Below are 24,343 nucleotides of genomic sequence, written 5' to 3'. Positions count from 1 at the left end.
TCTGGTGAATTGCGCACGGATATTCCGAGTCGCGCCGCAGTGCCCGGACACCGAGGAACGCTAGGGGTCCGTAGGGGGTTTGAAGGGGTTCCCCGAGCCCCTTCCCGTATGCCAGGCTGCCGATTGGTCTGGTTGATGTCTGCGGGGATATTGGGGCGCGATGATGAGTGAGTCCGAGGATTTCACGCCCGAGCACACCGAATTGCGGGACACGCGTCCCGACGAGGTCTCGTCGTGGCGGCAACGGCTTGAGGAGCTGCCCGAGGGGCAGCGCGGCGAGGCAATCCTCGACTGGGTCGGTGAGCTGGTCTCGGCGGCCCTGCGCGACCACGCGCCGGACTCCCTCGACCCCTACCGGCCCTTCCTGGAGCTCGGGTTCGACTCGCTGGCCACGGTTCACCTGCACGCCAGGCTGACCGCCGCCACCGGGCTGAAGCTGCCGGTGACGCTGGCCTTCGACCACCCCACCCCCGCCGAGCTGGCGCGTCACCTGCACGGGCGGCTGCTGGGCCTGAGCGAGGTTGCGACCACGCTCACGGCCGCCTCCTTCGCGGACGACGAGCCGATCGCCATCGTCGGAATGAGCTGCCGCTTTCCCGGCGGCGTGCGTTCCCCGGAAGAACTCTGGGACCTCGTCGCGGACGGCCGGGACGTCATTTCCGAATTCCCGGAAGGGCGCGGCTGGGACCTTTCCGGCCTGTATCACCCGGACCCCGACCACGCGGGCAGCAGCTATGCCCGCGAGGGCGGATTCCTGCACGACGCGGACGAGTTCGACCCGGCGTTCTTCGGCATTTCCCCGCGTGAGGCGATGGCGATGGACCCGCAGCAGCGGCTGCTGCTGGAGACGTCCTGGGAGGCGTTCGAGCGCGCCGGGATCAACCCCGCGCTGGTGCGCGGCGGCCAGGTCGGCGTGTTCGTCGGAGCCGAGGCCCAGGAGTACGGACCGCGCCTGCACGAGGCCGAGGCGGGCCTCGAAGGCTTCCTGGTGACCGGCAACGCCGCCAGCGTCGCCTCCGGACGGATCGCCTACACCTTCGGCTTCGAGGGCCCCACGGTCACCGTCGACACCGCGTGCTCGTCCTCGTTGGTCGCGCTGCACCTCGCCGTGCAGGCGCTGCGCAGCGGCGAGTGCTCGCTCGCGCTGGCCGGCGGCGTCGCCGTGATGGCCAACCCCGGCTCGTTCGTCGCCTTCAGCCGCCAGCGCGGGTTGGCCGCCGACGGCCGTTGCAAGCCGTTCGCGGCGGCGGCGGACGGCACCGCGTGGGGCGAGGGCGCCGGGACGCTGCTCGTCGAGCGGCTCTCGGACGCCGAGCGCAACGGCCACCAGGTCCTCGCCGTCATCCGGGGCACCGCCATCAACCAGGACGGCGCCAGCAACGGCCTCACCGCGCCCAGCGGCCCGGCCCAGCAGCGCGTGATCCGACAGACCCTGGCCAACGCCCGGCTCTCGGCGGCGGACGTCGACGTGGTGGAGGCGCACGGCACGGGCACCAGCCTCGGCGACCCGATCGAGGCGCAGGCGCTGCTGGCGACCTACGGTCAGGGCCGGGAGGCCGAGCGCCCGCTCTGGCTCGGCTCGCTGAAGTCGAACATCGGCCACACCCAGGCGGCTGCCGGTGTCGGCGGCATCATCAAGATGGTCATGGCGATGCGGCACGGGGTGCTGCCGCGCACGCTGCACGTGGACGCGCCGACCCCGCACGTGGACTGGACGGCGGGCGACGTCGAGCTGCTGACCGAGGCGCGGGCGTGGCCGGAGACCGGGCGGGTGCGCCGGGCCGCCGTGTCGTCGTTCGGCATGAGCGGGACCAACGCCCACGCCATCATCGAGCAGCCGTCGCCGTCGCTGTCGCCGTCGCCGTCGCTGTCGGAGGGTGAGGGCGACGCGGCCGGCGGTTCGTTCGAGGGCGGCGTCCTGCCGTGGTCGCTCTCGGCGCGGACACCGGACGCGCTGCGCGGCCAGGCCGACCGGCTGCGGGCCCGGCTGGAGGCCGAGCCGCAGCTCTCGCCCGTCGATGTCGGCTACTCGCTGGCGTCCACCCGCGCGGAGTTCGAGCAGCGGGCCGTCCTGGTCGCCGAGGACCGCGCGGCCTTCCTCGACCTGCTGGCCTCCCTCGCCGCCGGCGAGGAGGACCCGCGCCTGCTGCGCGGTGCCCCGGCCACCGGCAAGCTCGCCTTCCTGTTCACCGGCCAGGGCAGCCAGCGGCTCGGGATGGGACGTGAACTCTACGACGCCTACCCGGTGTTCGCCGAGGCGCTGGACGACGCCTGCTGGTACCTGGAGGAGCAGCTCGAAGTCCCGCTGCGCGACGTGCTCTTCGCCGAGCCCGGCTCGCCGGAGGCGGCCCTGCTCGACCGTACCGACTACACCCAGCCCGCGTTGTTCGCGGTGGAGGTGGCGCTGTTCCGGCTCGTGGAGGCGTGGGGTCTGCGCCCGGACGTCCTGTCCGGCCACTCGATCGGTGAGCTGGCCGCCGCGCACGTGGCCGGTGTGCTGTCGCTGGAGGACGCCTGCGCGCTGGTCGCGGCCCGTGGCCGACTGATGCAGCAACTCCCCGCCGGTGGTGCGATGGTGGCGGTTCAGGCGACCGAGGCGGAGGTGCTGCCGCTGCTGACCGAGCGGGTGAGCATCGCGGCCGTCAACGGTCCGAACTCGGTGGTGGTGGCCGGTGACGAGGATGCGGTGCTGGCCTTGGTGGCCGGTTTCGAGGGCCGCAAGACGAAGCGGCTGACCGTCAGCCACGCCTTCCACTCGCCGCGCATGGACGACATGCTCGCCGAATTCCGGCGAGTGGCCCAGGTGTTGGAGTATGCGCCGCCGCGTATCCCGATCGTCTCGAACGTGACCGGTCGGATCGCCGGTGCCGAGGAACTCTGCTCGCCCGAGTACTGGGTCCGCCATGTCCGGGACGCCGTGCGGTTCCTGGACGGCATCCGCACGCTGGCGGAGCGCGGTGCGACGACCTTCCTGGAGCTGGGCCCCGACGGCGTGCTCTCGGCGATGGCCCAGGACTGCCTGGCCGGCGGCGACCTGGCTGTCGCCCCGGTCTTCACGCCGCTGCTGCGCGCCTCCCGTCCCGAGCCCGAGACGCTCGTCCGCGCGGTGGCGCTGGCGCACGTCCGGGGCAAGCAGGTGAACTGGGCTGCGGCATACGCCGGTACGGGTGCGCGCCGGGTCGAGTTGCCGACGTACGCGTTCCAGCGGCAGCGGTACTGGCTGGAGGCCGGGCCGGTCGTCGGTGAGGTGCTTGTCCAGGATGCTGCGGATCAGCGGTTCTGGGAGGTGGTGGAGCGCGGGGATCTGGAGGCGTTGGCGGCGGAGTTGGCGGTGGATCCCGCGCTGTCGTTGGGTGCGGTGTTGCCGGCGTTGTCGGCGTGGCGTCGGGTGCAGGGTGAGCGGTCGGTGGTGGAGGGTTGGCGCTACCGGGTGACGTGGAAGCCGCTGGCCGGTGTTGCGGCTCGTGCGGGGTTGTCGGGTGTGTGGTTGGTGTTGGCTGCGGGTCAGGCGTCGTCCGAGGTGGCGGGTGCTTTGGCCGGTGCTGGTGCCGAGGTGCGGGTTGTGGAGGTGGCGGGGGACCGCCACAGCGTTGGTGAGGTTCTGCGGGCGTCGGTGGATGGTCCGGTGGCGGGTGTGGTGTTGCTGCCGGGTGCTGGCCTGGACGGTGTTCTGGGTGTGGTGCAGGCGCTGGGTGACGTCAGTGTCGGCGGCCCGTTGTGGGTGCTGACCTCGGGTGCGGTCTCGACCGGGCGTTCGGATGCTGCTCCGGATGCGGGTCAGGCGTCGGTGTGGGGTCTGGGTCGCGTGGTCGGGTTGGAGCACCCGGAGCGTTGGGGTGGTCTGGTGGATCTTCCCCCGGTGCTGGACGGTCGGGCGTTGGAGCGTCTGGTTGGTGTCCTGAGCTCGGATGAGGATCAGGTTGCGGTTCGTGCGTCGGGGGTGTTCGGCCGTCGTCTGGTCCGCGCCTCTTCCGGTGCGGCAGGGCGTGCGTGGGTGCCGGGCGCTGGTTCGGTGCTGGTGACGGGCGGGACGGGTGCGCTGGGTGCTGAGGTGGCGCGTTGGCTGGTCGGCGCGGGCGCTGAGCATGTGGTGTTGACGAGCCGTCGGGGCCTGGAGGCGCCGGGCGCTGCGGAGTTGCGCGATGAGTTGGAGGCGCTGGGCGGTCGGGTGACGGTCGCCGCGTGTGATGTGGCTGACCGTGAGGCGCTGGCGGGTCTGTTGGCGGAGTTCCCGCCGACTGCGGTGGTGCACGCGGCCGGTGTGCTGGATGACGGCGTGCTGGACGCGTTGACGCCGGAGCGCTTCGCGACGGTGTTGCGCGCGAAGGTGGATGCGGCGGTCAACCTGGACGAGCTGACGCGAGCGATGGACCTGTCGGCGTTCGTCCTGTTCTCGTCGGTCACCGGCACGGTGGGTGCGGCGGGTCAGGGTAACTACGCTGCGGCGAACGCGTTCCTGGACGCGCTGGCCGAGCAGCGCCGCGCCGAGGGTCTGCCCGCGACGTCCGTCGCGTGGGGGCCGTGGGCGGGCTCCGGCATGGCGGCCGACGGTGCGCTGGAGGCGCGGATGCGCCGCGAGGGCATGCCGCCGATGGCCGCCGATCTCGCGATCGCCGCGCTTCAGCGGGCGCTGGACCTGGACGAGACGGGCGTGACCGTCGCCGACATCGACTGGGACCGCTTCCTGCCGTTCTTCACCGCCGCCCGGCCGAGCGCGCTGCTCACCGAGCGTCCGGTGCGGAGCCGTACCTCGGACGTGATCGTCACCGACGGCACGTTGCAGGCGGTAGCGGCTGATGCCGGGACGTTGGCGGGTCGGCTTGCGGGTCTGGCGGTGGTGGAGCGGCAGCGGGTGCTGCTGGATGTGGTGCGTTCCGCCGTGGCGGACGTGCTCGGGCATGCGGGTGCCGAGGCGGTGGAGGCGGAGCGGGCGTTCAAGGAGTTGGGCTTCGACTCGCTGACCGCTGTCGAGCTGCGCAACCGTCTGAACGCGGCGACCGGTCTGCGGCTGCCGACGACGCTGATCTACGACTACCCGTCGTCGGCGGCGTTGGCGGGGCACCTGGGTGCCGAACTGTCCGGCGTGGGAACGGCGGTGGCCGAGCCGGTGTCCCCGATGCTGGCGGTGGACGACGACCCGGTGGTGATCGTCGCGATGAGCTGCCGGTTCCCGGGTGGTGTGCGGTCGCCGGAGGGGTTGTGGCGGCTGTTGGTGGAGGGTGGCGACGCGGTGGCCGGGTTCCCGGCCGACCGTGGGTGGGACCTGGCGGGGTTGTACGACGCGGATCCCGATGCGCAGGGCACGTCGTATGTGCGTGAGGGCGGGTTCCTGTACGACGTCGCGGAGTTCGACGCCGCGTTCTTCGGGATCTCGCCGCGTGAGGCGCTGGCGATGGACCCGCAGCAGCGGTTGCTGCTGGAGACCGCGTGGGAGGCGTTCGAGCGGGCGGGCATCGACCCGGCCACCCTGCGCGGCAGCAAGACCGGTGTCTTCGCGGGCACCAACGGCCAGGACTACGCCGCACTGGTCTCCACCCCGCCCGAGGGCCTTGAGGGTCACATGGGCACCGGCAACGCGGCGAGTGTGGTCTCGGGCCGGCTGTCCTACACCTTCGGGCTTGAGGGCCCGGCGGTCACGGTCGACACGGCCTGTTCCTCCTCGCTGGTGGCCCTGCACCTGGCCGCCCAGGCGCTGCGGCAGGGTGAGGTCTCGCTCGCGCTCGTCGGCGGCGTCACGGTGATGTCCACGGCCGAGCCGTTCGTCGACTTCAGCCGTCAGCGCGGCTTGGCCGTTGACGGCCGGGTCAAGGCCTTCGCGGCCGGTGCCGATGGCACGGGTTGGGGCGAGGGTGTCGGCATGCTGCTCGTGGAGCGGCTGTCGGACGCGCGGCGCAATGGGCACCCGGTGCTCGCGGTGGTGCGTGGCTCGGCGGTGAACCAGGACGGCGCGAGCAACGGTCTGACGGCCCCGAACGGTCCCTCGCAGCAGCGGGTGATCCGGCAGGCGCTGGCCGGCGCGGGTCTGTCCGCCGCCGAGGTGGACGCGGTCGAGGCGCACGGCACCGGCACGACGCTGGGTGACCCGATCGAGGCGCAGGCGCTGCTGGCGACCTACGGCCAGGACCGTGACGCCGAGCGGCCGTTGCTGCTCGGATCGGTCAAGTCGAACATCGGTCACACTCAGGCGGCGGCGGGTGTGGCGGGCATCATCAAGATGGTGCTGGCGATGCAGCACGGCGTGCTGCCGCAGACGCTGCATGTGGACGCGCCGACGCCGCACGTGGACTGGACGGCCGGCGCGGTCGAGTTGCTGACGGAGGCGCGGGACTGGCCCGAGACCGGCCGTCCGCGCCGGGCGGGTGTCTCGTCCTTCGGCCTGAGCGGGACCAACGCGCACACCATCATCGAGCAGGCCCCGGCTGCTGAACCCGCCGAACCCGTTCTCGGGCAGGGCTCGTTGTCGTCGTCGCTGCCGTTCCTGCTGTCGGCGAAGGGCGGCGAGGCGCTGCGTGCCCAGGCTGCCGAGCTCGGTGCGCACCTGCTGTCCCACCCCGAACTGACGCCGGCCGACCTCGCCTTCTCGCTCGCCAGCAGCCGCTCGGCGCTGGACGATCGCGCGGCTCTGCTGGCCGGTGGGCGCGACGAGCTCATCGAGGGCCTGGCGGTGCTGGCCGCAGGCGAGTCGGCGGGCTCCGGTCTGGTGCGGGGGACGGTGGCCGGTGGCAAGACGGCGTTCCTGTTCACCGGCCAGGGCAGTCAGCGGCTCGGGATGGGGCGTGAACTCTACGACGCCTACCCCGTGTTCGCCGACGCGTTCGACGCGGTCTGCGCCGAGCTCGACGCGCACCTCGAACTGCCTTTGCACCACGTGCTGTTCGGCGATGATGCTGCGGTGCTGGACCGGACGGAGTTCACTCAGCCGGCGTTGTTCGCGGTGGAGGTGGCGCTGTTCCGGTTGGTGGAGGTGTGGGGTCTGCGGCCGGACTTCGTGTCGGGTCACTCGATCGGTGAGATCGCTGCCGCGCATGTGGCGGGTGTGCTGTCGCTGGCGGATGCGTGTGCGCTGGTGGCTGCTCGTGGGCGTCTGATGCAGGAACTGCCGTCCGGTGGTGCGATGGTGGCGTTGCAGGCGACGGAGGCGGAGGTGTTGCCGCTGCTGTCCGAGCGGGTGAGCATCGCGGCCGTGAACGGTCCGAACTCGCTGGTGATCGCTGGTGACGAGGACGAGGTCCTGGCCGTCGCGGCCGGCTTCGCGGGTCGCAAGAGCAAGCGCCTCACCGTCAGCCACGCGTTCCACTCGCCGTTGATGGACGGGATGCTTGACGCGTTCCGTGAGGTGGCGGAGGGGCTGACGTTCCAGGCTCCGGAGATTCCGATCGTGTCGAACCTGACCGGCGCTGTGGTGTCGGCGGAGGAAGTCGGTTCCGCCGACTTCTGGGTCCGCCACGTGCGGGAGGCGGTCCGGTTCCTGGACGGTGTGCGGGCGTTGGAGGCGCAGGGCGTCACGACGTTCCTGGAGCTGGGTCCGGACGGTGTGCTGACCGCGTTGGCACAGGACTGCGTCACCGAGGACACCGCCGCGTTCGTCTCGGCACTGCGCAAGGGCCGGGACGAGGGCGAGTCGCTGACGGCCGCGCTCGCTCAGGTGCACGTCCGGGGTGTCGCGCTGGACTGGAAGGCGTTCTTCGCCGGTACGGGTGCGCGTCGCGTCGAATTGCCGACGTACGCGTTCCAGCGTGAGCGGTTCTGGCTGGAGGCCGGGCCGGTCGTCGGTGAGGTGCTTGTCCAGGATGCTGCGGATCAGCGGTTCTGGGAGGTGGTGGAGCGTGGGGATCTGGAGGCGTTGGCGGCGGAGTTGGCGGTGGATCCCGCGCTGTCGTTGGGTGCGGTGTTGCCGGCGTTGTCGGCGTGGCGTCGGGTGCAGGGTGAGCGGTCGGTGGTGGAGGGTTGGCGCTACCGGGTGACGTGGAAGCCGCTGGCTGGTGTTGCGGCTCGTGGTGGGTTGTCGGGTGTGTGGTTGGTGCTGGCTGCGGGTCAGGTGTCGTCGGAGGTGGCGGCGGCTCTGGGGGGTGCTGGTGCTGAGGTGCGGGTTGTGGAGGTGGCGGGGGACCGCGACGGCGTTGGTGAGGCTCTGCGGGCGTCGGTGGATGGTCCGGTGGCGGGTGTGGTGTTGCTGCCGGGTGCTGGCCTGGATGGCGTGTTGAGTGTGGTGCAGGCGCTGGGTGACGTCAGTGTCGGTGGTCCGTTGTGGGTGTTGACGGCGGGTGCGGTGTCGGTGGGCCGTTCGGATGTTGCTCCGGATACGGGCCAGGCTTCGGTGTGGGGTCTGGGTCGCGTGGTGGGGTTGGAGCACCCCGAGCGTTGGGGTGGTTTGGTCGATCTTCCCCCGGTGCTGGACGGTCGGGCGTTGGAGCGTCTGGTGGGCGTGCTGGCGGGCTCGGGTGAGGATCAGGTTGCGGTTCGTGCGTCGGGGGTGTTCGGCCGTCGTCTGGTCCGCGCCGCTGCTGCCGGTGCGGTGGGTCGTGCGTGGGTGCCGGGCACGGGTTCGGTGCTGGTGACGGGCGGTACGGGTGCGCTGGGTGCCGAGGTGGCGCGTTGGCTGGTCGCCGCTGGTGCCGAGCACCTGGTGTTGACGAGCCGTCGGGGCCTGGAGGCGCCGGGCGCGGTCGAGTTGCGCGATGAGTTGGAGGCGCTGGGCGGCCGGGTGACGGTCGCCGCGTGTGACGTGGCCGACCGTGACGCGCTGGCCGCCCTGCTGGCGGAGTTCCCGCCGACTGCGGTGGTGCACGCGGCCGGTGTGCTGGATGACGGCGTGCTGGACGCGCTGACGCCGGAGCGTATGGAGCGCGTGCTCGCGGCGAAGGCCCGGGCGGCTCTGTATCTCCACGAGCTGACCAGCGAGTTGGACCTCTCGGCGTTCGTGCTGTTCTCCTCGATCACGGGGACGGTCGGCACGGCCGGCCAGGGCAACTACGCTGCGGCGAACGCGCTCCTGGACGCGCTGGCGGAGCAGCGTCGCGCTGAGGGTCTGCCCGCGACGTCCGTCGCGTGGGGCCCGTGGGCGGGCTCCGGCATGGCCGCCGACGAGGCGCTGGAGGCGCGGATGCGCCGCGAGGGCGTGCCGCCGATGGCTGCCCGGCTGGCGATCGCGGCGCTTCAGCGGGCGCTTGACCTGGACGAGACGGCCGTGACCGTCGCGGACATCGACTGGGAGCGGTTTGCTCCGGGCCTCGTGGCGTCGCGGCCGAGTCCGCTGGTGGCGGACCTGCCCGAGCTGCGGAAGACGCGGGAGACCGTGGCGGCACCGACGGCCGTAGCGGCTGATGCCGGGACGTTGGCGGGTCGGCTTGCGGGTCTGTCGGTGGTGGAGCGGCAGCGGGTGCTGCTGGATGTGGTGCGTTCCGCCGTGGCGGGTGTCCTCGGGCATGCGGGTGCCGAGGCGGTGGAGGCGGAGCGGGCGTTCAAGGAGTTGGGCTTCGACTCGCTGACCGCTGTCGAGCTGCGCAACCGTCTGAACGCGGCGACCGGTCTGCGGCTGCCGACGACGCTGATCTACGACTACCCGTCGTCGGCGGTGCTCACCGAGCACCTGCTCGCGGAGCTTCTCGGAGGCGAGGCCGACGTCACCGGTCCGGTGACGGTCGCAGTCGACGACGACCCCATCGCCATCGTCGCGATGAGCTGCCGGTTCCCGGGTGGTGTGCGGTCGCCGGAGGGGTTGTGGCGGCTGTTGGTGGAGGGTGGTGACGCGGTGGCCGGGTTCCCGGCCGACCGTGGGTGGGACCTGGCGGGGTTGTACGACGTGGATCCCGATGCGCAGGGCACGTCGTATGTGCGTGAGGGCGGGTTCCTGTACGACGTCGCGGAGTTCGACGCCGCGTTCTTCGGGATCTCGCCGCGTGAGGCGCTGGCGATGGACCCGCAGCAGCGGTTGCTGCTGGAGACCTCGTGGGAGGCGTTCGAGCGGGCGGGCATCGACCCGGCCACGCTGCGCGGCAGCCAGGCCGGCGTCTTCGTCGGCACCAACGGTCAGGACTACCTGACGCTGCTGATGAAGGCCCCCGAGGGCCTGGAGGGCCACCTGGGGACCGGCAACGCGGCGAGTGTGGTCTCGGGCCGGCTGTCCTACACCTTCGGCTTGGAGGGCCCGGCGGTCACGGTCGACACGGCCTGTTCCTCCTCGCTGGTCGCGCTGCACCTCGCGGCGCAGGCGCTGCGGCAGGGGGAGTGCTCGCTCGCGCTCGTCGGCGGCGTCACGGTGATGTCCACGCCGGAGAACTTCATCGACTTCAGCCGTCAGCGCGGTCTGGCCGTTGACGGCCGGATCAAGGCCTTCGCGGCCGGTGCCGACGGCACGGGTTGGGGCGAGGGTGTCGGCATGCTGCTCGTGGAGCGGCTGTCGGACGCGCGGCGCAACGGGCACCCGGTGCTCGCGGTGGTGCGTGGCTCGGCCGTCAACCAGGACGGTGCGAGCAACGGCCTCACGGCCCCGAACGGCCCGTCGCAGCAGCGCGTGATCCGCCAGGCGCTGGCGAGTGCCGGACTGTCGACCGGCGAGGTCGACGCGGTCGAGGCGCACGGCACCGGCACGACGCTCGGTGACCCGATCGAGGCCCAGGCGCTGCTGGCCACCTACGGCCAGGACCGAGACGCCGAGCGGCCGTTGCTGCTTGGCTCGGTCAAGTCGAACATCGGTCACACCCAGGCGGCGGCGGGTGTGGCGGGCATCATCAAGATGGTGCTGGCGATGCAGCACGGCGTGCTCCCGCAGTCCTTGCATGTGGACGCGCCGACCCCGCACGTGGACTGGACGGCCGGCGCGGTCGAGCTGCTCACCGAGGCGACGCCGTGGCCCGAGACCGGCCGTCCGCGCCGGGCCGGCATCTCGTCCTTCGGCATCAGCGGGACCAACGCGCACACCATCATCGAGCAGGCCCCGGCTGCCGAACCCGCTGTCTTGACCGGTGGCACCCCGGTGCCGCTGCCCTTCCTGCTCTCGGCGAAGAGCGCCGACGCCCTGGCGGCCCAGGCCCAGCGCCTGCACGACCATGTCGCGGCACAGTCCGAGCCGGCGTTGCTCGACGTCGCCCACTCGCTGGCCGTCGGCCGGAGCGCCCTGGACCACCGTGCGGTGGTGACTGCCGACAGCCGTGACGAGCTGCTGCGGGGGCTGGAGGCGCTGGCCGCAGGCGAGTCGGCGGCCTCGGGCCTGGTGCGGGGGACGGTCGCCGCTGGCAAGACGGCGTTCCTCTTCACCGGCCAGGGCAGCCAGCGGCTGGGGATGGGGCGTGAACTGTACGACGCCTACCCGGTGTTCGCCGATGCCCTGGACGAGGTCTGCGCCCACCTGGACGCGCACCTCGAACGGCCGCTGCGGGACGTGCTGTTCGGCGACGACGCCGAGATCCTGAACCGGACGGAGTTCACCCAGCCGGCGCTGTTCGCCATCGAGGTGGCGTTGTTCCGCCTCGTCGAGGCGTGGGGCCTGCGGCCGGACTTCCTGTCGGGTCACTCGATCGGTGAGATCGCCGCTGCGCATGTGGCGGGTGTTCTGTCGCTCTCGGATGCCTGCACGTTGGTGGCTGCTCGTGGCCGTCTCATGCAGGAACTGCCCGCCGGTGGCGCGATGGTGGCGATCCAGGCCACCGAGGACGAGGTGCTTCCGCTGCTCACCGAGCGGGTGAGCATCGCCGCCGTGAACGGTCCGACCTCGCTGGTGATCGCTGGTGACGAGGACGAGGTCCTGGCCGTCGTGGCCGGTCGCAAGAGCAAGCGCCTCACGGTCAGCCACGCGTTCCACTCGCCGCTGATGGAGCCGATGCTCGACGCGTTCCGCGAGGTCGTCGAGAGCCTGACGTTCCACGCCCCGGCGATCCCGATCGTCTCCAACCTGACCGGCGAAGTCGGCTCCGCCGACTTCTGGGTCCGGCACGTGCGCGAGGCCGTGCGCTTCCTGGACGGTGTCCGCAGCCTCGAAGCGCAGGGCGTCACGACGTTCGTCGAGCTGGGCCCGGACGGTGTGCTCTCCGCGCTGGGGCAGGAGTGCGTGACCGGTGACGCCGCGTCCTTCGTCCCGGTGCTGCGCAAGGGTCGCCCCGAGGCCGAGTCGCTGGTTGCCGCCGTCGCGCGGGCCCATGTGCGGGGCGTCGCGGTGGAGTGGGCGCAGGTCTTCGCGGGCACGGGTGCCCGCACCGTCGAGCTGCCCACCTACGCCTTCCAGCACCAGCGCTACTGGCCGGATGCCGTCGCCCTGGCGGCCGGTGACCCGGAGTCGGTCGGGCTGGGGCAGTCGGACCACCCGCTGCTCGGTGCGGCCGTTGCCCTGGCGGACACGGACGGCTTCCTCTTCACCGGCCTGCTGGCCACCCGGACCCACCCGTGGCTGGCCGACCACGCTGTCCTGGGCACCGTCCTGCTGCCCGGCACCGCCTTCGTCGAACTCGCGCTGCACGCAGGTTCCCAGGTCGGCTGCGACCTGCTGGACGAACTGACGCTGGAGGCGCCGCTCGCGCTGCCGGAGCAGGTGGCGGTGCAGTTGCAGCTGGTGGTGGAGGGTCCCGACGATTCCGGTCGCCGTTCCTTCAGCCTGCACTCCCGCCGGCGCGACGCGCTCGCGACCGAGCCGTGGACGCGCAACGCCACCGGCGTGCTGGCGCCCGGCAGCCGGACCCCGGCGGGCGACCTCGCGGTCTGGCCGCCGAAGGGCGCCTCGCGCGTCAGCGTCGACGGGCTCTACGAGGAGCTGGCCGGTGCCGGCCTCGGCTACGGGCCGGTCTTCCAGGGCCTGCGGGCCGCCTGGCGGCTCGGCGGCGACCTGTTCGCCGAGGTCGAGCTCCCGCAGGAGGCCGCTGGCGCGGAGCCGCGTCGGTTCGGCCTGCACCCCGCGCTGCTCGACTCCTGCCTGCACGTCATCGGCCTGGACAGCCCCGACCGCGAAGCGGCGCTGGCCGCCGGCGCGCTGCTCCCGTTCGCGTGGAGCGGGGTCCAGCTGCTGGCCGCCGGTGCCGGTGCGCTCCGGGTCCGGCTGTCCGAGCAGTCGCCGCACGCGGTGTCGTTGCTGGTGGCCGACGGGACGGGCCAACCGGTCGTCACCGTCGAGTCGGTCGCGCTGCGGCCGGCCTCCGCCGACCAGGTCCGGGCCGCCCGGAGCGACCTGCACCGCTCGCTGTTCCGGCTGGACTGGATCGCCGCGCCGATGCCGGCCGCGTCGGCCGCAGCCGCTGTGTCGCCCGAGCGTCCGGACGGCTGGGCCGTTCTGAGCACGGCAGCCACGGCACTGACCGGTGTCTTCGGGCCCGGCCTCCGGATCGACGGTCACGTCGACCTGGCGGCGCTGCGGACGGCCGTCGACGCCGGTGCGCCCGTGCCGCACACCGTGTTCCTCGACACCGCCGGCGTGCTCGACAGCGACAGCACGACCGCCGCCCCGACCACCGTCCCGGCGGAGGCGTCCGCCGTGCACGCCGCCACCCAGCGCGTGTTGGCGCTGCTCCAGTCCTGGCTGGCCGACGAGCGCTTCGCCGAGACGCGACTCGTGCTGCTGACGCGCGAGGCGGTGGCGACCGAGCCCGGCGCCGACGTGGCCGATCTGGTACACGCCGCCGCGCGCGGGCTGTTCCGTTCCGCGCAGTCGGAGAACCCCGGCCGACTGGTCCTGCTCGACCTGGACGACCTGGAGGCCTCGCGCCTCGCGGTGCCCGCCGCGCTGACGCTGGACGAGCCGGAACTCTCCCTGCGCGACGGCGCGGTGCTGGTGCCGCGACTGGCCCGGGTGCCGGTCGCCGCCACCGGCGCCGAGGACGACGAGCAGCTGCCGTCCGCGCCGGTGCTCGATCCGCAGGGCACCGTCCTGCTCACCGGTGCCGCCGGAACGCTCGGCGGCCTGTTCGCCCGTCACCTGGTCTCCGTCCACGGCGCGCGCCGGCTGCTGCTGGTCAGCCGCCGGGGTGCCGACGCCGCCGGGGCCGACGAGCTCCGGGCGGAGCTCGTTGCGGCCGGTGCGGCCGTGACCTGGGCGGCCTGCGACGTCGCCGACCGCGACGCGCTCGCCGAGCTGCTCGCCGGGATCGACCCCGCGCACCCGCTGACCGGCGTGGTGCACGCCGCCGGTGTGCTGGACGACGGCGTCATCGAGTCCCTGACGCCCGAGCGGGTCGAGCAGGTGCTGCGTCCCAAGGTGGACGCCGCGCTGAACCTGCACGAGCTGACCCGGGATCTCGACCTCGCCTCGTTCGTGCTGTTCTCCGGCGCGGCGGCCGTGTTCGGCGCGCCGGGCCAGGGCAGCTACGTCGCCGCCAACGCGTTCCTGGAGGCGCTGGCCCAGCACCGCGCCGCCCGGGGCCTCGCGGCGACCGCGCTGGCCTGGGGCCTGTGGGCCGAGGCCAGCGCGATGACCGGACGCCTGGACGACGTCGACCTGCGCCGGATCGCCCGTGGTGGCGTCGCGCCGATGCCGTCCGAGGAGGGGCTGGCGCTGTTCGATGCGGCCCACGCCGACGGCGGCGCGCTGCTCTTCCCGATGCGGCTCGACTACCCGGGCCTGAACGCCGAGGCCGCGGCGACCGGGACCGTGCCGGCGCCGCTGCGCGGCCTGGTGCGCCCGCCGCTGCGGCGGGCCGCCGCGGTGGCCGAGGGCTCCTCGCTGGCCCAGCGTCTCGGCGGGCTCGCGCCGGCCGAACAGCAGTCCGCGCTCCTGGAGTTGGTCCGCACCCGGGTGGCCGGCGTGCTGGGCTACCCGGGACCGGAGGCCGTCGAGGCTGGACGGGCGTTCAAGGAGCTGGGCTTCGACTCGCTCACCGCCGTCGAGCTGCGCAACGACCTCAAGACGGTCACCGGGCTGCGACTGCCCGCCACGCTCGTCTTCGACTACCCGACCCCCGCCGGCCTGGCCCGCTACCTGCACGAGGAACTGCTCGGCACGACGCAGGCCGCCGCACCGACCGCCCCGGCGACGGTGCTCGTGCCCGGCGACGACGACCCGATCGCGATCGTCGGCATGAGCTGCCGGTTCCCGGGCGGCGTGCAGTCGCCGGAGGACCTGTGGCGCCTGGTCGCCACCGGCGGCGACGGAATCTCCGGATTCCCCGCCGACCGGGGCTGGGACATCGACGGGCTCTACCACCCGGACCCTGACCAGCTCGGCACCAGCTACACCCGCGAGGGCGGATTCCTGCACGACGTGGCGGAGTTCGACGCCGCGTTCTTCGGGATCTCGCCGCGCGAGGCGCTGGCGATGGACCCGCAGCAGCGACTGCTGCTGGAGACGTCCTGGGAGGCGTTCGAGCGGGCCGGCATCGACCCGGCCACCCTGCGCGGCAGCCGCACCGGCGTCTTCGCAGGTGTGATGTACCACGACTACGTCACCCGCCTGGGTGAACTGCCCGACGGCGTCGAGGGCTACATCGGCACCGGCAACGCGGGCAGCATCGCCTCCGGCCGGGTCGCGTACACCTTCGGCCTGGAGGGCCCGGCGGTCACCGTCGACACGGCGTGTTCGTCCTCGCTCGTCGCTCTGCACTGGGCGATCCAGGCGCTGCGCAACGGTGAGTGCTCGCTGGCGCTGGCCGGTGGCGTGGCGGTGATGGCCACCCCCGAGACCTTCGTCGACTTCAGCCGCCAGCGCGGCCTGGCCACCGACGGCCGCTGCAAGTCCTTCGCGGCCGCCGCCGACGGCACCGGCTGGTCCGAGGGCGCGGGCATGCTGCTCGTGGAGCGGCTGTCGGACGCGCGGCGCAACGGGCACCCGGTGCTCGCGGTGGTGCGCGGTTCGGCGGTGAACCAGGACGGCGCGAGCAACGGCCTCACGGCGCCGAACGGTCCCTCGCAGCAGCGGGTGATCCGGCAGGCGCTGGCCGGCGCGGGGTTGTCCGCCGCCGAGGTTGACGCGGTCGAGGCGCACGGCACCGGCACGACGCTGGGTGACCCGATCGAGGCGCAGGCGCTGCTGGCCACCTACGGGCGGGAGAAGTCCGCCGACCAGCCGCTCTGGCTCGGCTCGATCAAGTCGAACATCGGCCACACGCAGGCGGCCGCCGGTGTCGCGGGCATCATCAAGATGGTCATGGCGATGCGCCACGGCGTGCTGCCGCAGACGCTGCACGTGGACGCACCGTCCCCGAAGATCGAATGGGCGGACGGCGCGGTCGAGTTGCTGACCGAGGCGCGGGCCTGGCCGGAGACCGGGCGGGTGCGCCGGGCCGGTATCTCGTCCTTCGGCATCAGCGGGACCAACGCGCACACCATCATCGAGCAGGCGCCCCCGGTCGAGGACGGCAGCGCCGTCCCGGCGACCGACGTCGCCGCACCCGTGGTGCCCTGGCTGCTCTCGGCAACCGGACCGGACGCGTTGCGCGAGCAGGCCCGCCGGTTGCGCGAACGGCTGCTCTCGGACGATGAGTTGAGCCTGAACGAGGTCGGCTACTCGCTGGCGGTCGGCCGGGCCGGCTTCGAGGAACGTGCGGCCCTGGTGGCCGAGGACCGTGAGGGATTCCTGCGCGGTCTGGCCGCCCTGGCCGCCGACGAACCGGCGGCCGGTGTGGTGCGGGGCGCGGTGGCCGGTGGCCGGACGGCGTTCCTGTTCACGGGGCAGGGGAGTCAGCGGCTGGGGATGGGGCGTGAGCTGTATGAGGCGTTCCCGGTGTTCGCGGCTGCGTTGGATGCGGTGTGTGCTGAGCTTGAACTGCCGCTGAAGGATGTGCTGTTCGGCGAGGACGCTGCGGTGCTGGACCGGACGGAGTTCACTCAGCCGGCGTTGTTCGCGGTGGAGGTGGCGCTGTTCCGGTTGGTGGAGGCGTGGGGTCTGAAGCCGGACTTCGTGTCGGGTCACTCGATCGGTGAGATCGCCGCCGCGCATGTGGCAGGTGTGTTCTCGCTGGCGGATGCCTGCACGCTGGTGTCCGCTCGCGGTCGCCTGATGCAGGAACTGCCGTCCGGTGGTGCGATGGTGGCGTTGCAGGCGACGGAGGCGGAGGTGCTGCCGCTGTTGTCCGAGCGGGTGAGCATCGCGGCCGTGAACGGTCCGAACTCGCTGGTGATCGCTGGTGACGAGGACGAGGTCCTGGCTGTCGCGGCCGGCTTCGCGGGTCGCAAGAGCAAGCGGCTGACCGTCAGCCACGCGTTCCACTCGCCGTTGATGGATCCGATGCTCGATGCCTTCCGTGCGGTTGTCGAGGGGCTGACGTTCCAGGCTCCGACGATCCCGATCGTGTCGAACCTGACCGGCGCTGTGGTGTCGGCGGAGGAAGTCGGTTCGGCCGACTTCTGGGTGCGGCATGTGCGGGAGGCGGTCCGGTTCCTGGACGGTGTGCGGGCGTTGGAGGCGCAGGGCGTCACGACGTTCCTGGAGCTGGGTCCGGATGGTGTGCTGACCGCGTTGGCGCAGGACTGCGTCACCGAGGACACCGCCGCGTTCGTCTCGGTGCTGCGCAAGGGCCGGCCCGAGGCCGAGAGCCTGGCCCTGGCGCTCGCCGGAGTCCAGGTGCGGGGCGTTCCCCTGGACTGGGAGGCGTTCTTCGCCGGTACGGGTCTGCGCCGGGTCGAGCTGCCGACCTACGCGTTCCAGCGGCAGCGGTACTGGCTGGACAGTCCGGCTGCCATGGTGGCGGGTAGTGCGGTCGCGGACTCGGTGGACGCGGGTTTCTGGGATGCCGTGGAGCGTGGGGATCTCGCTTCGTTGGCGTCGACGTTGGATGTTGCGGGTGAAGGCGCGCTGGAGACGCTGTTGCCGGCGTTGTCGGCGTGGCGTCGGGTGCAGGGTGAGCGGTCGGTGGTGGAGGGTTGGCGTTACCGGGTGACGTGGAAGCCGCTGTCGGCGGGGTCTGCCGGTGGTGGCCTGTCGGGTGTGTGGTTGGTGCTGGCTGCGGGGCAGGTGTCGTCCGAGGTGGCGGGTGCTCTGGCTGGTCGTGGTGCCGAGGTGCGGGTCGTCGAGGTGGCGGGCGACCGCCACAGTGTCGGTGAGGCGATTCGCGCGTCGGTGGATGGCCCGGTGGCGGGTGTGGTGTTGCTGCCGGGTGCTGGCCTGGACGGCGTGTTGAGCGTGGTGCAGGCGCTGGGTGACGTCAGTGTCGGCGGCCCGTTGTGGGTGCTGACCTCGGGTGCGGTCTCGACCGGGCGTTCGGATGCTGCTCCGGATGCGGGCCAGGCGTCGGTGTGGGGTCTGGGCCGGGTGGTGGGGTTGGAGCACCCGGAGCGTTGGGGTGGTCTGGTGGATCTTCCCCCGGTGCTGGACGGTCGGGCGTTGGAGCGTCTGGTTGGTGTCCTGAGCTCGGGTGAGGATCAGGTTGCGGTTCGTGCGTCTGGGGTGTTCGGCCGTCGTCTGGTCCGCGCCGCTGCTGCCGGTGCGGCAGGTCGTGCGTGGGTGCCGGGCACGGGTTCGGTGCTGGTGACGGGCGGGACGGGTGCGCTGGGTGCCGAGGTGGCGCGTTGGTTGCTCGCCGCTGGTGCCGAGCACCTGGTGCTGACGAGCCGTCGGGGCTTGGAGGCGCCGGGCGCGGTCGAGTTGCAGGCGGAGTTGGAGGCGCTGGGCGGTCGGGTGACGGTCGCCGCGTGTGATGTGGCTGACCGTGAGGCGCTGGCCGGTCTGTTGGCGGAGTTCCCGCCGACTGCGGTGGTGCACGCGGCGGGCGTGCTGGATGACGGCGTGCTGGACGCGTTGACGCCGGAGCGCTTCGCGACGGTGTTGCGCGCGAAGGTGGATGCGGCGGTCAACCTGGACGAGCTGACCAGGGACTTGGACCTGTCGGCGTTCGTCCTGTTCTCGTCGGTCACCGGCACGGTGGGTGCGGCGGGTCAGGGTAACTACGCTGCGGCGAACGCGTTCCTGGACGCGCTGGCCGAGCAGCGCCGCGCCGATGGCTTGCCCGCGACGTCCGTCGCGTGGGGCCCGTGGGCGGGCTCGGGCATGGCGGCGGACGAGGCGCTGGAGGCGCGGATGCGCCGCGGGGGCATGCCCCCCATGGCGTCCGGCCTGGCGATCGCCGCACTTCAGCGGGCGCTGGACCTGGACGAGACGGCCGTGACCGTGGCCGACGTCGATTGGGCACGGTTCGCCCCCGACTTCGGTGCCGTCCGGCCGAGCCCGCTGCTGGCCGACCTCCCCGAGGTGCGGGCGCTGCACGAGACCTCGGCGGGCATCTCGGAGTCCGGCGCCGACAGCGCCGGCCGGGCCGGTGGCGGCTCCTCGCTCGCGGACCGCCTGGTCGGTCTCGCCGAGGCCGAGCAACTGCGCGTCCTGCTGGGCCTGGTCCGCTCGCAGGTCGCGGCGGTGCTCGGGCACGAGGGGTCGGACGCGGTGGGCGCCGACCGGGCGTTCAAGGAGCTGGGCTTCGACTCCCTCACCGCCGTTGAGCTGCGCAACCGCCTCGGTGCCGCAAGTGGCGTTCAGCTGCCGACGACCCTGGTCTTCGACTACCCGACCGCGTCGGCTCTGGCCGGCTTCCTCCGGACGGAGCTCACCGGGCAACAGGACGCGGTCGGCGCAGGGGACTTGGCGCCGTCGGTGGCGACGGACGACGACCCCATCGCGATCGTCGCGATGAGCTGCCGCTTCCCCGGCGGCGTGCGTACCCCCGAGGAGCTGTGGCAGTTGCTCACGGCGGGAGGGGACGCGATCGCGCAGTTCCCGACCGACCGTGGCTGGAACCTCGACACACTCTTCGACGCGGACCTCGACAAGCAGGGCACCTCCTCCGCGAGCGCGGGCGGATTCCTTTACGACGCAGGGCAGTTCGACGCCGCGTTCTTCGGGATCTCGCCGCGTGAGGCGCTGGCGATGGACCCGCAGCAGCGGTTGCTGCTGGAGACCGCGTGGGAGGCGTTCGAGCGGGCGGGCATCGACCCGGCCGCCCTGCGCGGCACGTCGGCCGGTGTCTTCGTCGGCTCGAACGGGCAGGACTACGACTCCGCGCTGCGCACCGTCCCGGCGGACGTCGAAGGCTTTCTGGGGACGGGCAACGCGGCGAGCGTCGTCTCCGGCCGACTGGCGTACACCTTCGGGCTGGAGGGCCCGGCGGTCACCGTCGACACGGCCTGCTCCTCCTCGCTGGTCGCTCTGCACTGGGCGATCCAGGCGCTGCGGAGCGGGGAATGCTCGCTTGCGCTGGCCGGCGGCGTGACCATCATGTCCAGCCCGGGCGCGTTCATCGAGTTCAGCCGTCAGCGCGGTCTGGCCGCCGACGGCCGGATCAAGGCCTTCGCGGCCGGTGCCGACGGCACGGGCTGGGGCGAGGGCGTGGGCATGCTGCTCGTCGAGCGGCTGTCCGACGCGCGGCGCAACGGGCACCCGGTGCTCGCGATCGTCAAGGGCAGCGCCGTCAACCAGGACGGCGCGAGCAACGGCCTCACCGCCCCGAACGGCCCGTCCCAGCAGCGCGTCATCCGCCAGGCGCTGAGCAACGCCCAGCTGACCCCCGCCGAGATCGACGCGGTCGAGGCGCACGGCACCGGCACCAAGCTCGGTGACCCCATCGAGGCGCAGGCCCTGCTGGCCACCTACGGCCAGGACCGTGACGCCGACCGGCCGTTGCTGCTCGGCTCGATCAAGTCCAACATCGGTCACACCCAGGCAGCGGCGGGCGTGGCGGGCATCATCAAGATGGTCCTCGCCATGCAGCACGGCGTGCTGCCGCAGACGCTGCACGTGGACGCGCCGACCCCGCACGTCGACTGGACGGCGGGCGACATCGCGCTGCTGACCGAGGCGACGCCGTGGCCGGAGACCGGCCGTCCGCGCCGCGCGGGCATCTCGTCCTTCGGGTTCAGCGGGACCAACGCGCACACCGTCCTTGAGCAGGCACCGGCCCTCGCGAGCGGTGACGTGACCGCAACGCCGGTCGTGCGTGCGGTCGTTCGTCCGGACGTGCTGGCGTGGCCGCTGTCCGCGAAGAGCGAGGACGCGCTGCGGGCCCAGGCCGAGCGGCTGCGCGAGCGGCTGGCGGGCGACGCCGAGCTGCGGCCGCTCGACGTCGCCTACTCGCTGGCGACGTCCCGCTCCACGTTGGAGCGCCGCGCGGTGGTCGTCGGCCGGGACCGCGACCAACTCCTCGCCGGGCTGGACGCCCTGGTGCGGGGCGAGGGTGCCGGGAACCTGTTCCAGGGGGTGTCCGCCGATGGCCGCACGGCGGTCCTGTTCACCGGGCAGGGCAGCCAGCGCCTGGGCATGGGACGGGAGTTGTACGAGTCGAGCGAGGTGTTCGCCGAGGCGCTCGACGCGGTGGCCGCCGAACTGGACCGGCACCTCGAACGCCCGCTCCACGACGTCCTGTTCGCCTCCGAGGGTGACTTGCTGGACCGGACCGAGTTCACCCAGCCCGCACTGTTCGCCATCGAGGTGGCCCTCTTCCGCCTGGTCGAGGCGGCAGGCGTGCGGCCGGACTTCCTCGCCGGTCACTCGATCGGCGAGCTGTCCGCCGCGCACGTCGCGGGTGTTCTCTCACTCGCCGACGCCGCCGCCCTGGTGGCGGCGCGTGGCCGCCTGATGCAGGAACTGCCCGCCGGTGGTGCGATGGTGGCCGTCGAGGCGGCCGAGGCGGAGGTGCTGCCGATGCTCACCGAGCGGGTCAGCATCGCCGCCGTGAACGGCCCGACCTCCGTGGTGGTGGCCGGCGACGAGGGCGACGTCCTGGAGATCGCCGAGGATTTCCGGATGCTGGGCCGCAAGACCAAGCGGCTCACCGTCAGCCACGCCTTCCACTCCCCGCGGATGGTCGCGATGCTGGCCGGCTTCCGCAAGGTCGCCGAGCGACTGACCTACCACGAGCCGCTGATCCCGATCGTCTCCACGCTCACCGGTCACCTGACGACCGACGAGCTGTGCGATGCCGACTACTGGGTCCGGCACGTCCGGCACGCCGTCCGGTTCCTGGACGCGGTGCGCACGCTGGAGGCCCAGGGAGTGACCGACTACCTGGAGTTGGGGCCGGACGGAGTGCTCTGCGCGCTGGCGCAGGAGTGCGTCACCGGTGACGCGGACCCGGCCTTCGTCCCGGTGCTGCGCGGCGGCCGGCCCGAGGCGCAGACGCTGACCGAGGCGCTGGCCCGCCTGCACGCCCGGGGTACGGCCCCGGACTGGGCGGCGCTGTACGCCGGGACCGGCGCCCGCCGGGTCGAGCTGCCGACCTACGCCTTCCAGCGTCGGCGCTACTGGCTCGAATCCGGTGCCGAGGCGGCCGTTGAGCGCTCCGCCGAGGCGGGCGCCGTGGGCGCGGTCGACGCCCGGTTCTGGGCGGCGGTGGAGAGCGAGGACCTCGCCTCCTTCACCGAGGCCCTGCGGATCGACGCGGACCAGCCGCTGAGTGCCCTGCTCCCGGCCCTGTCCGCGTGGCGGCGCCGCACGCACGAGCAGTCCGCCCTGGACGCCTGGCGCTACCGGGTGCTCTGGAAGCCGCTGGATGAGCCCAGCACCGCTGTGCTCACCGGAAGTTGGCTGGTCGCGGTGCCGACGTCGCACGCCGAGGACGACACGGTGCTCCGGGCCGTCCGCGCGCTGACCGAGCGCGGCGCGCAGGTCCGCCTGATCGAGCAGGCCGCCGACGGCCTGGACAGGGCGGCGCTGGCCGGCCGGCTCCGCGAGGCCGCGGCGGACGGAACGGTGAGCGGGGTGTTCTCCCTCCTCGCGCTGGACGAGCAGCCGCATCCCGCCCACCCGTCGGTGCCCGCAGGCCTGTTGCTCACCGGCGTTCTGGTGCAGGCGCTCGGCGACGCGGGCGTGGACGCCGCGCTCTGGTGCGCCACCGCGGGTGCGGTGGCCACCGGCCCGTCGGACCGGCTGCGCAGCGCCGTCCAGGCCCAGGTCTGGGGCCTGGGCCGGGTGGTCGCGCTGGAGCACCCGGAGCGCTGGGGCGGTCTCGTCGACCTGCCCGCGACGCTCGACGAGCGGGCCGCCGCCCGACTGGCCGGTGTGCTCGGCGGGTTCGGCGACCGGGGTGAGGACCAGCTGGCGATCCGCACCTCCGGCCTGCTGGGCCGACGGGTCGCGCACGCCGAGCCCGCCCCGGCAGCCGCCCAGCCGTGGACGCCGCGTGGCACGATCCTGGTGACCGGTGGCACCGGCGCGCTGGGGGCGCACGTGGCCCGCTGGCTGGCCGGCAACGGTGCGCAGCGCCTGATCCTGGCCGGGCGCCGTGGGCCGCAGGCCCCGGGCGCCGAGCAGCTGGCCGCCGAACTCACCGCACTGGGTGCCGAGGTGGTGCTCGCCGCCTGCGACGTCAGCGACCGGGCGGCGCTGGCCGCCCTGCTGGCCGCCGTCGACCCCGAGCACCCGCTCACGGCCGTGGTGCACACCGCGGGCGCCGGGCAGTTCGCCGAGCTGGCGCAGACCGGACCGGCGGACGTCGCCGAGGTGGTGACCGCCAAGGTCGCCGGCGCCGTGCACCTGGACGAGCTGCTCGGGGAGACCGAGTTGGACGCCTTCGTGCTGTTCTCCTCGATCGCCGGTGTCTGGGGCAGCGGCGGACAGAGCGCCTACGCCGCGGCGAACGCGTTCCTGGACGCGCTGGCCGAACAGCGCCGGGCCCGTGGGCTGGTGGCCACCTCGGTGGCCTGGGGTCCGTGGGCGGACGGCGGACTCGTCGCCGACGACGAGGCGGCCGACCAACTGCGGCGCCGCGGGCTGCCGTTGATCGCCCCCGAGCGGGCGATCGAGGCACTCCAGCAGGCCCTGGACCAGGACGAGACCACGCTCAGCGTCGCCGACGTCGACTGGGAGCGGTTCGCTCCCGCCTTCACGGCGGCCCGTCCGCGTCCGCTGATCGCCGACCTGCCGGAGGTCCGCCGCGCCCTGGCGCCCGAACCGCGCTCCGACCGCCGGGACGGTGACGAGGGCGGCGAACAGGACGACCTGGCCACCCAGTTGGCGGGCCTGACCGGTACGGAGGCCGAGCGCCTCCTGCTCGACCTGGTGCGTACGCACGTCGCAGCCGTCCTCGGGCACACCGGCGGTACGGACATCGAGGCGGGCCGGGCGTTCAAGGAGCTGGGCTTCGACTCGCTGACCGCCGTCGAGCTGCGCAACCGCCTGAACGCGGCGACCGGCCTGCGGCTGCCGGCCTCGCTGGTCTTCGACCACCCGACGCCCGCGGCGCTCGCGGACCACCTGCGGTCCGAACTCCGGGGCGAGGACGGCACACCCCAACTCCCGGCGCTCGCGGAGATCGACAAGCTGGAATTCACCCTCGCCGGAGTCCCCGGGGACAGCGCGGAACGCGCGCAGGTCACCGCCCGGCTGGAAGCCCTGCTGCGGACCTGGAACGGGTCCGAGGGCGACGACGACTCAGAGCTCGAATCAGCGTCTGCCGAAGACCTGTTCGACATCATCAACAACGAATTCGGAAAGTCCTGACGTGATGAC

The 24,343-nt window shown here is 72.9% G+C and carries 1 protein-coding gene; it reads left to right on the top strand.

The genetic code is table 11. The features are described 5' to 3' along the window. Window positions 1-160: 160 nt before the first annotated feature. Window positions 161-24,334 (top strand): type I polyketide synthase, encoded by a 24,174-nt coding sequence (locus BS80_RS12000; protein WP_035796309.1) that lies wholly within the window; start codon window positions 161-163, stop codon window positions 24,332-24,334. Window positions 24,335-24,343: the final 9 nt, after the last annotated feature.

The organism is Kitasatospora mediocidica KCTC 9733 (genome assembly GCF_000744225.1).
Taxonomy (GTDB): domain Bacteria; phylum Actinomycetota; class Actinomycetes; order Streptomycetales; family Streptomycetaceae; genus Kitasatospora; species Kitasatospora mediocidica.
This window is presented reverse-complemented; position numbering and strand designations above follow the sequence as displayed.

Bases quoted from the DNA above. Each gene is read 5' to 3' on its own strand.
- BS80_RS12000 (WP_035796309.1), top strand. From the start codon at position 161: ATGATGAGTGAGTCCGAGGATTTCACGCCCGAGCACACCGAATTGCGG.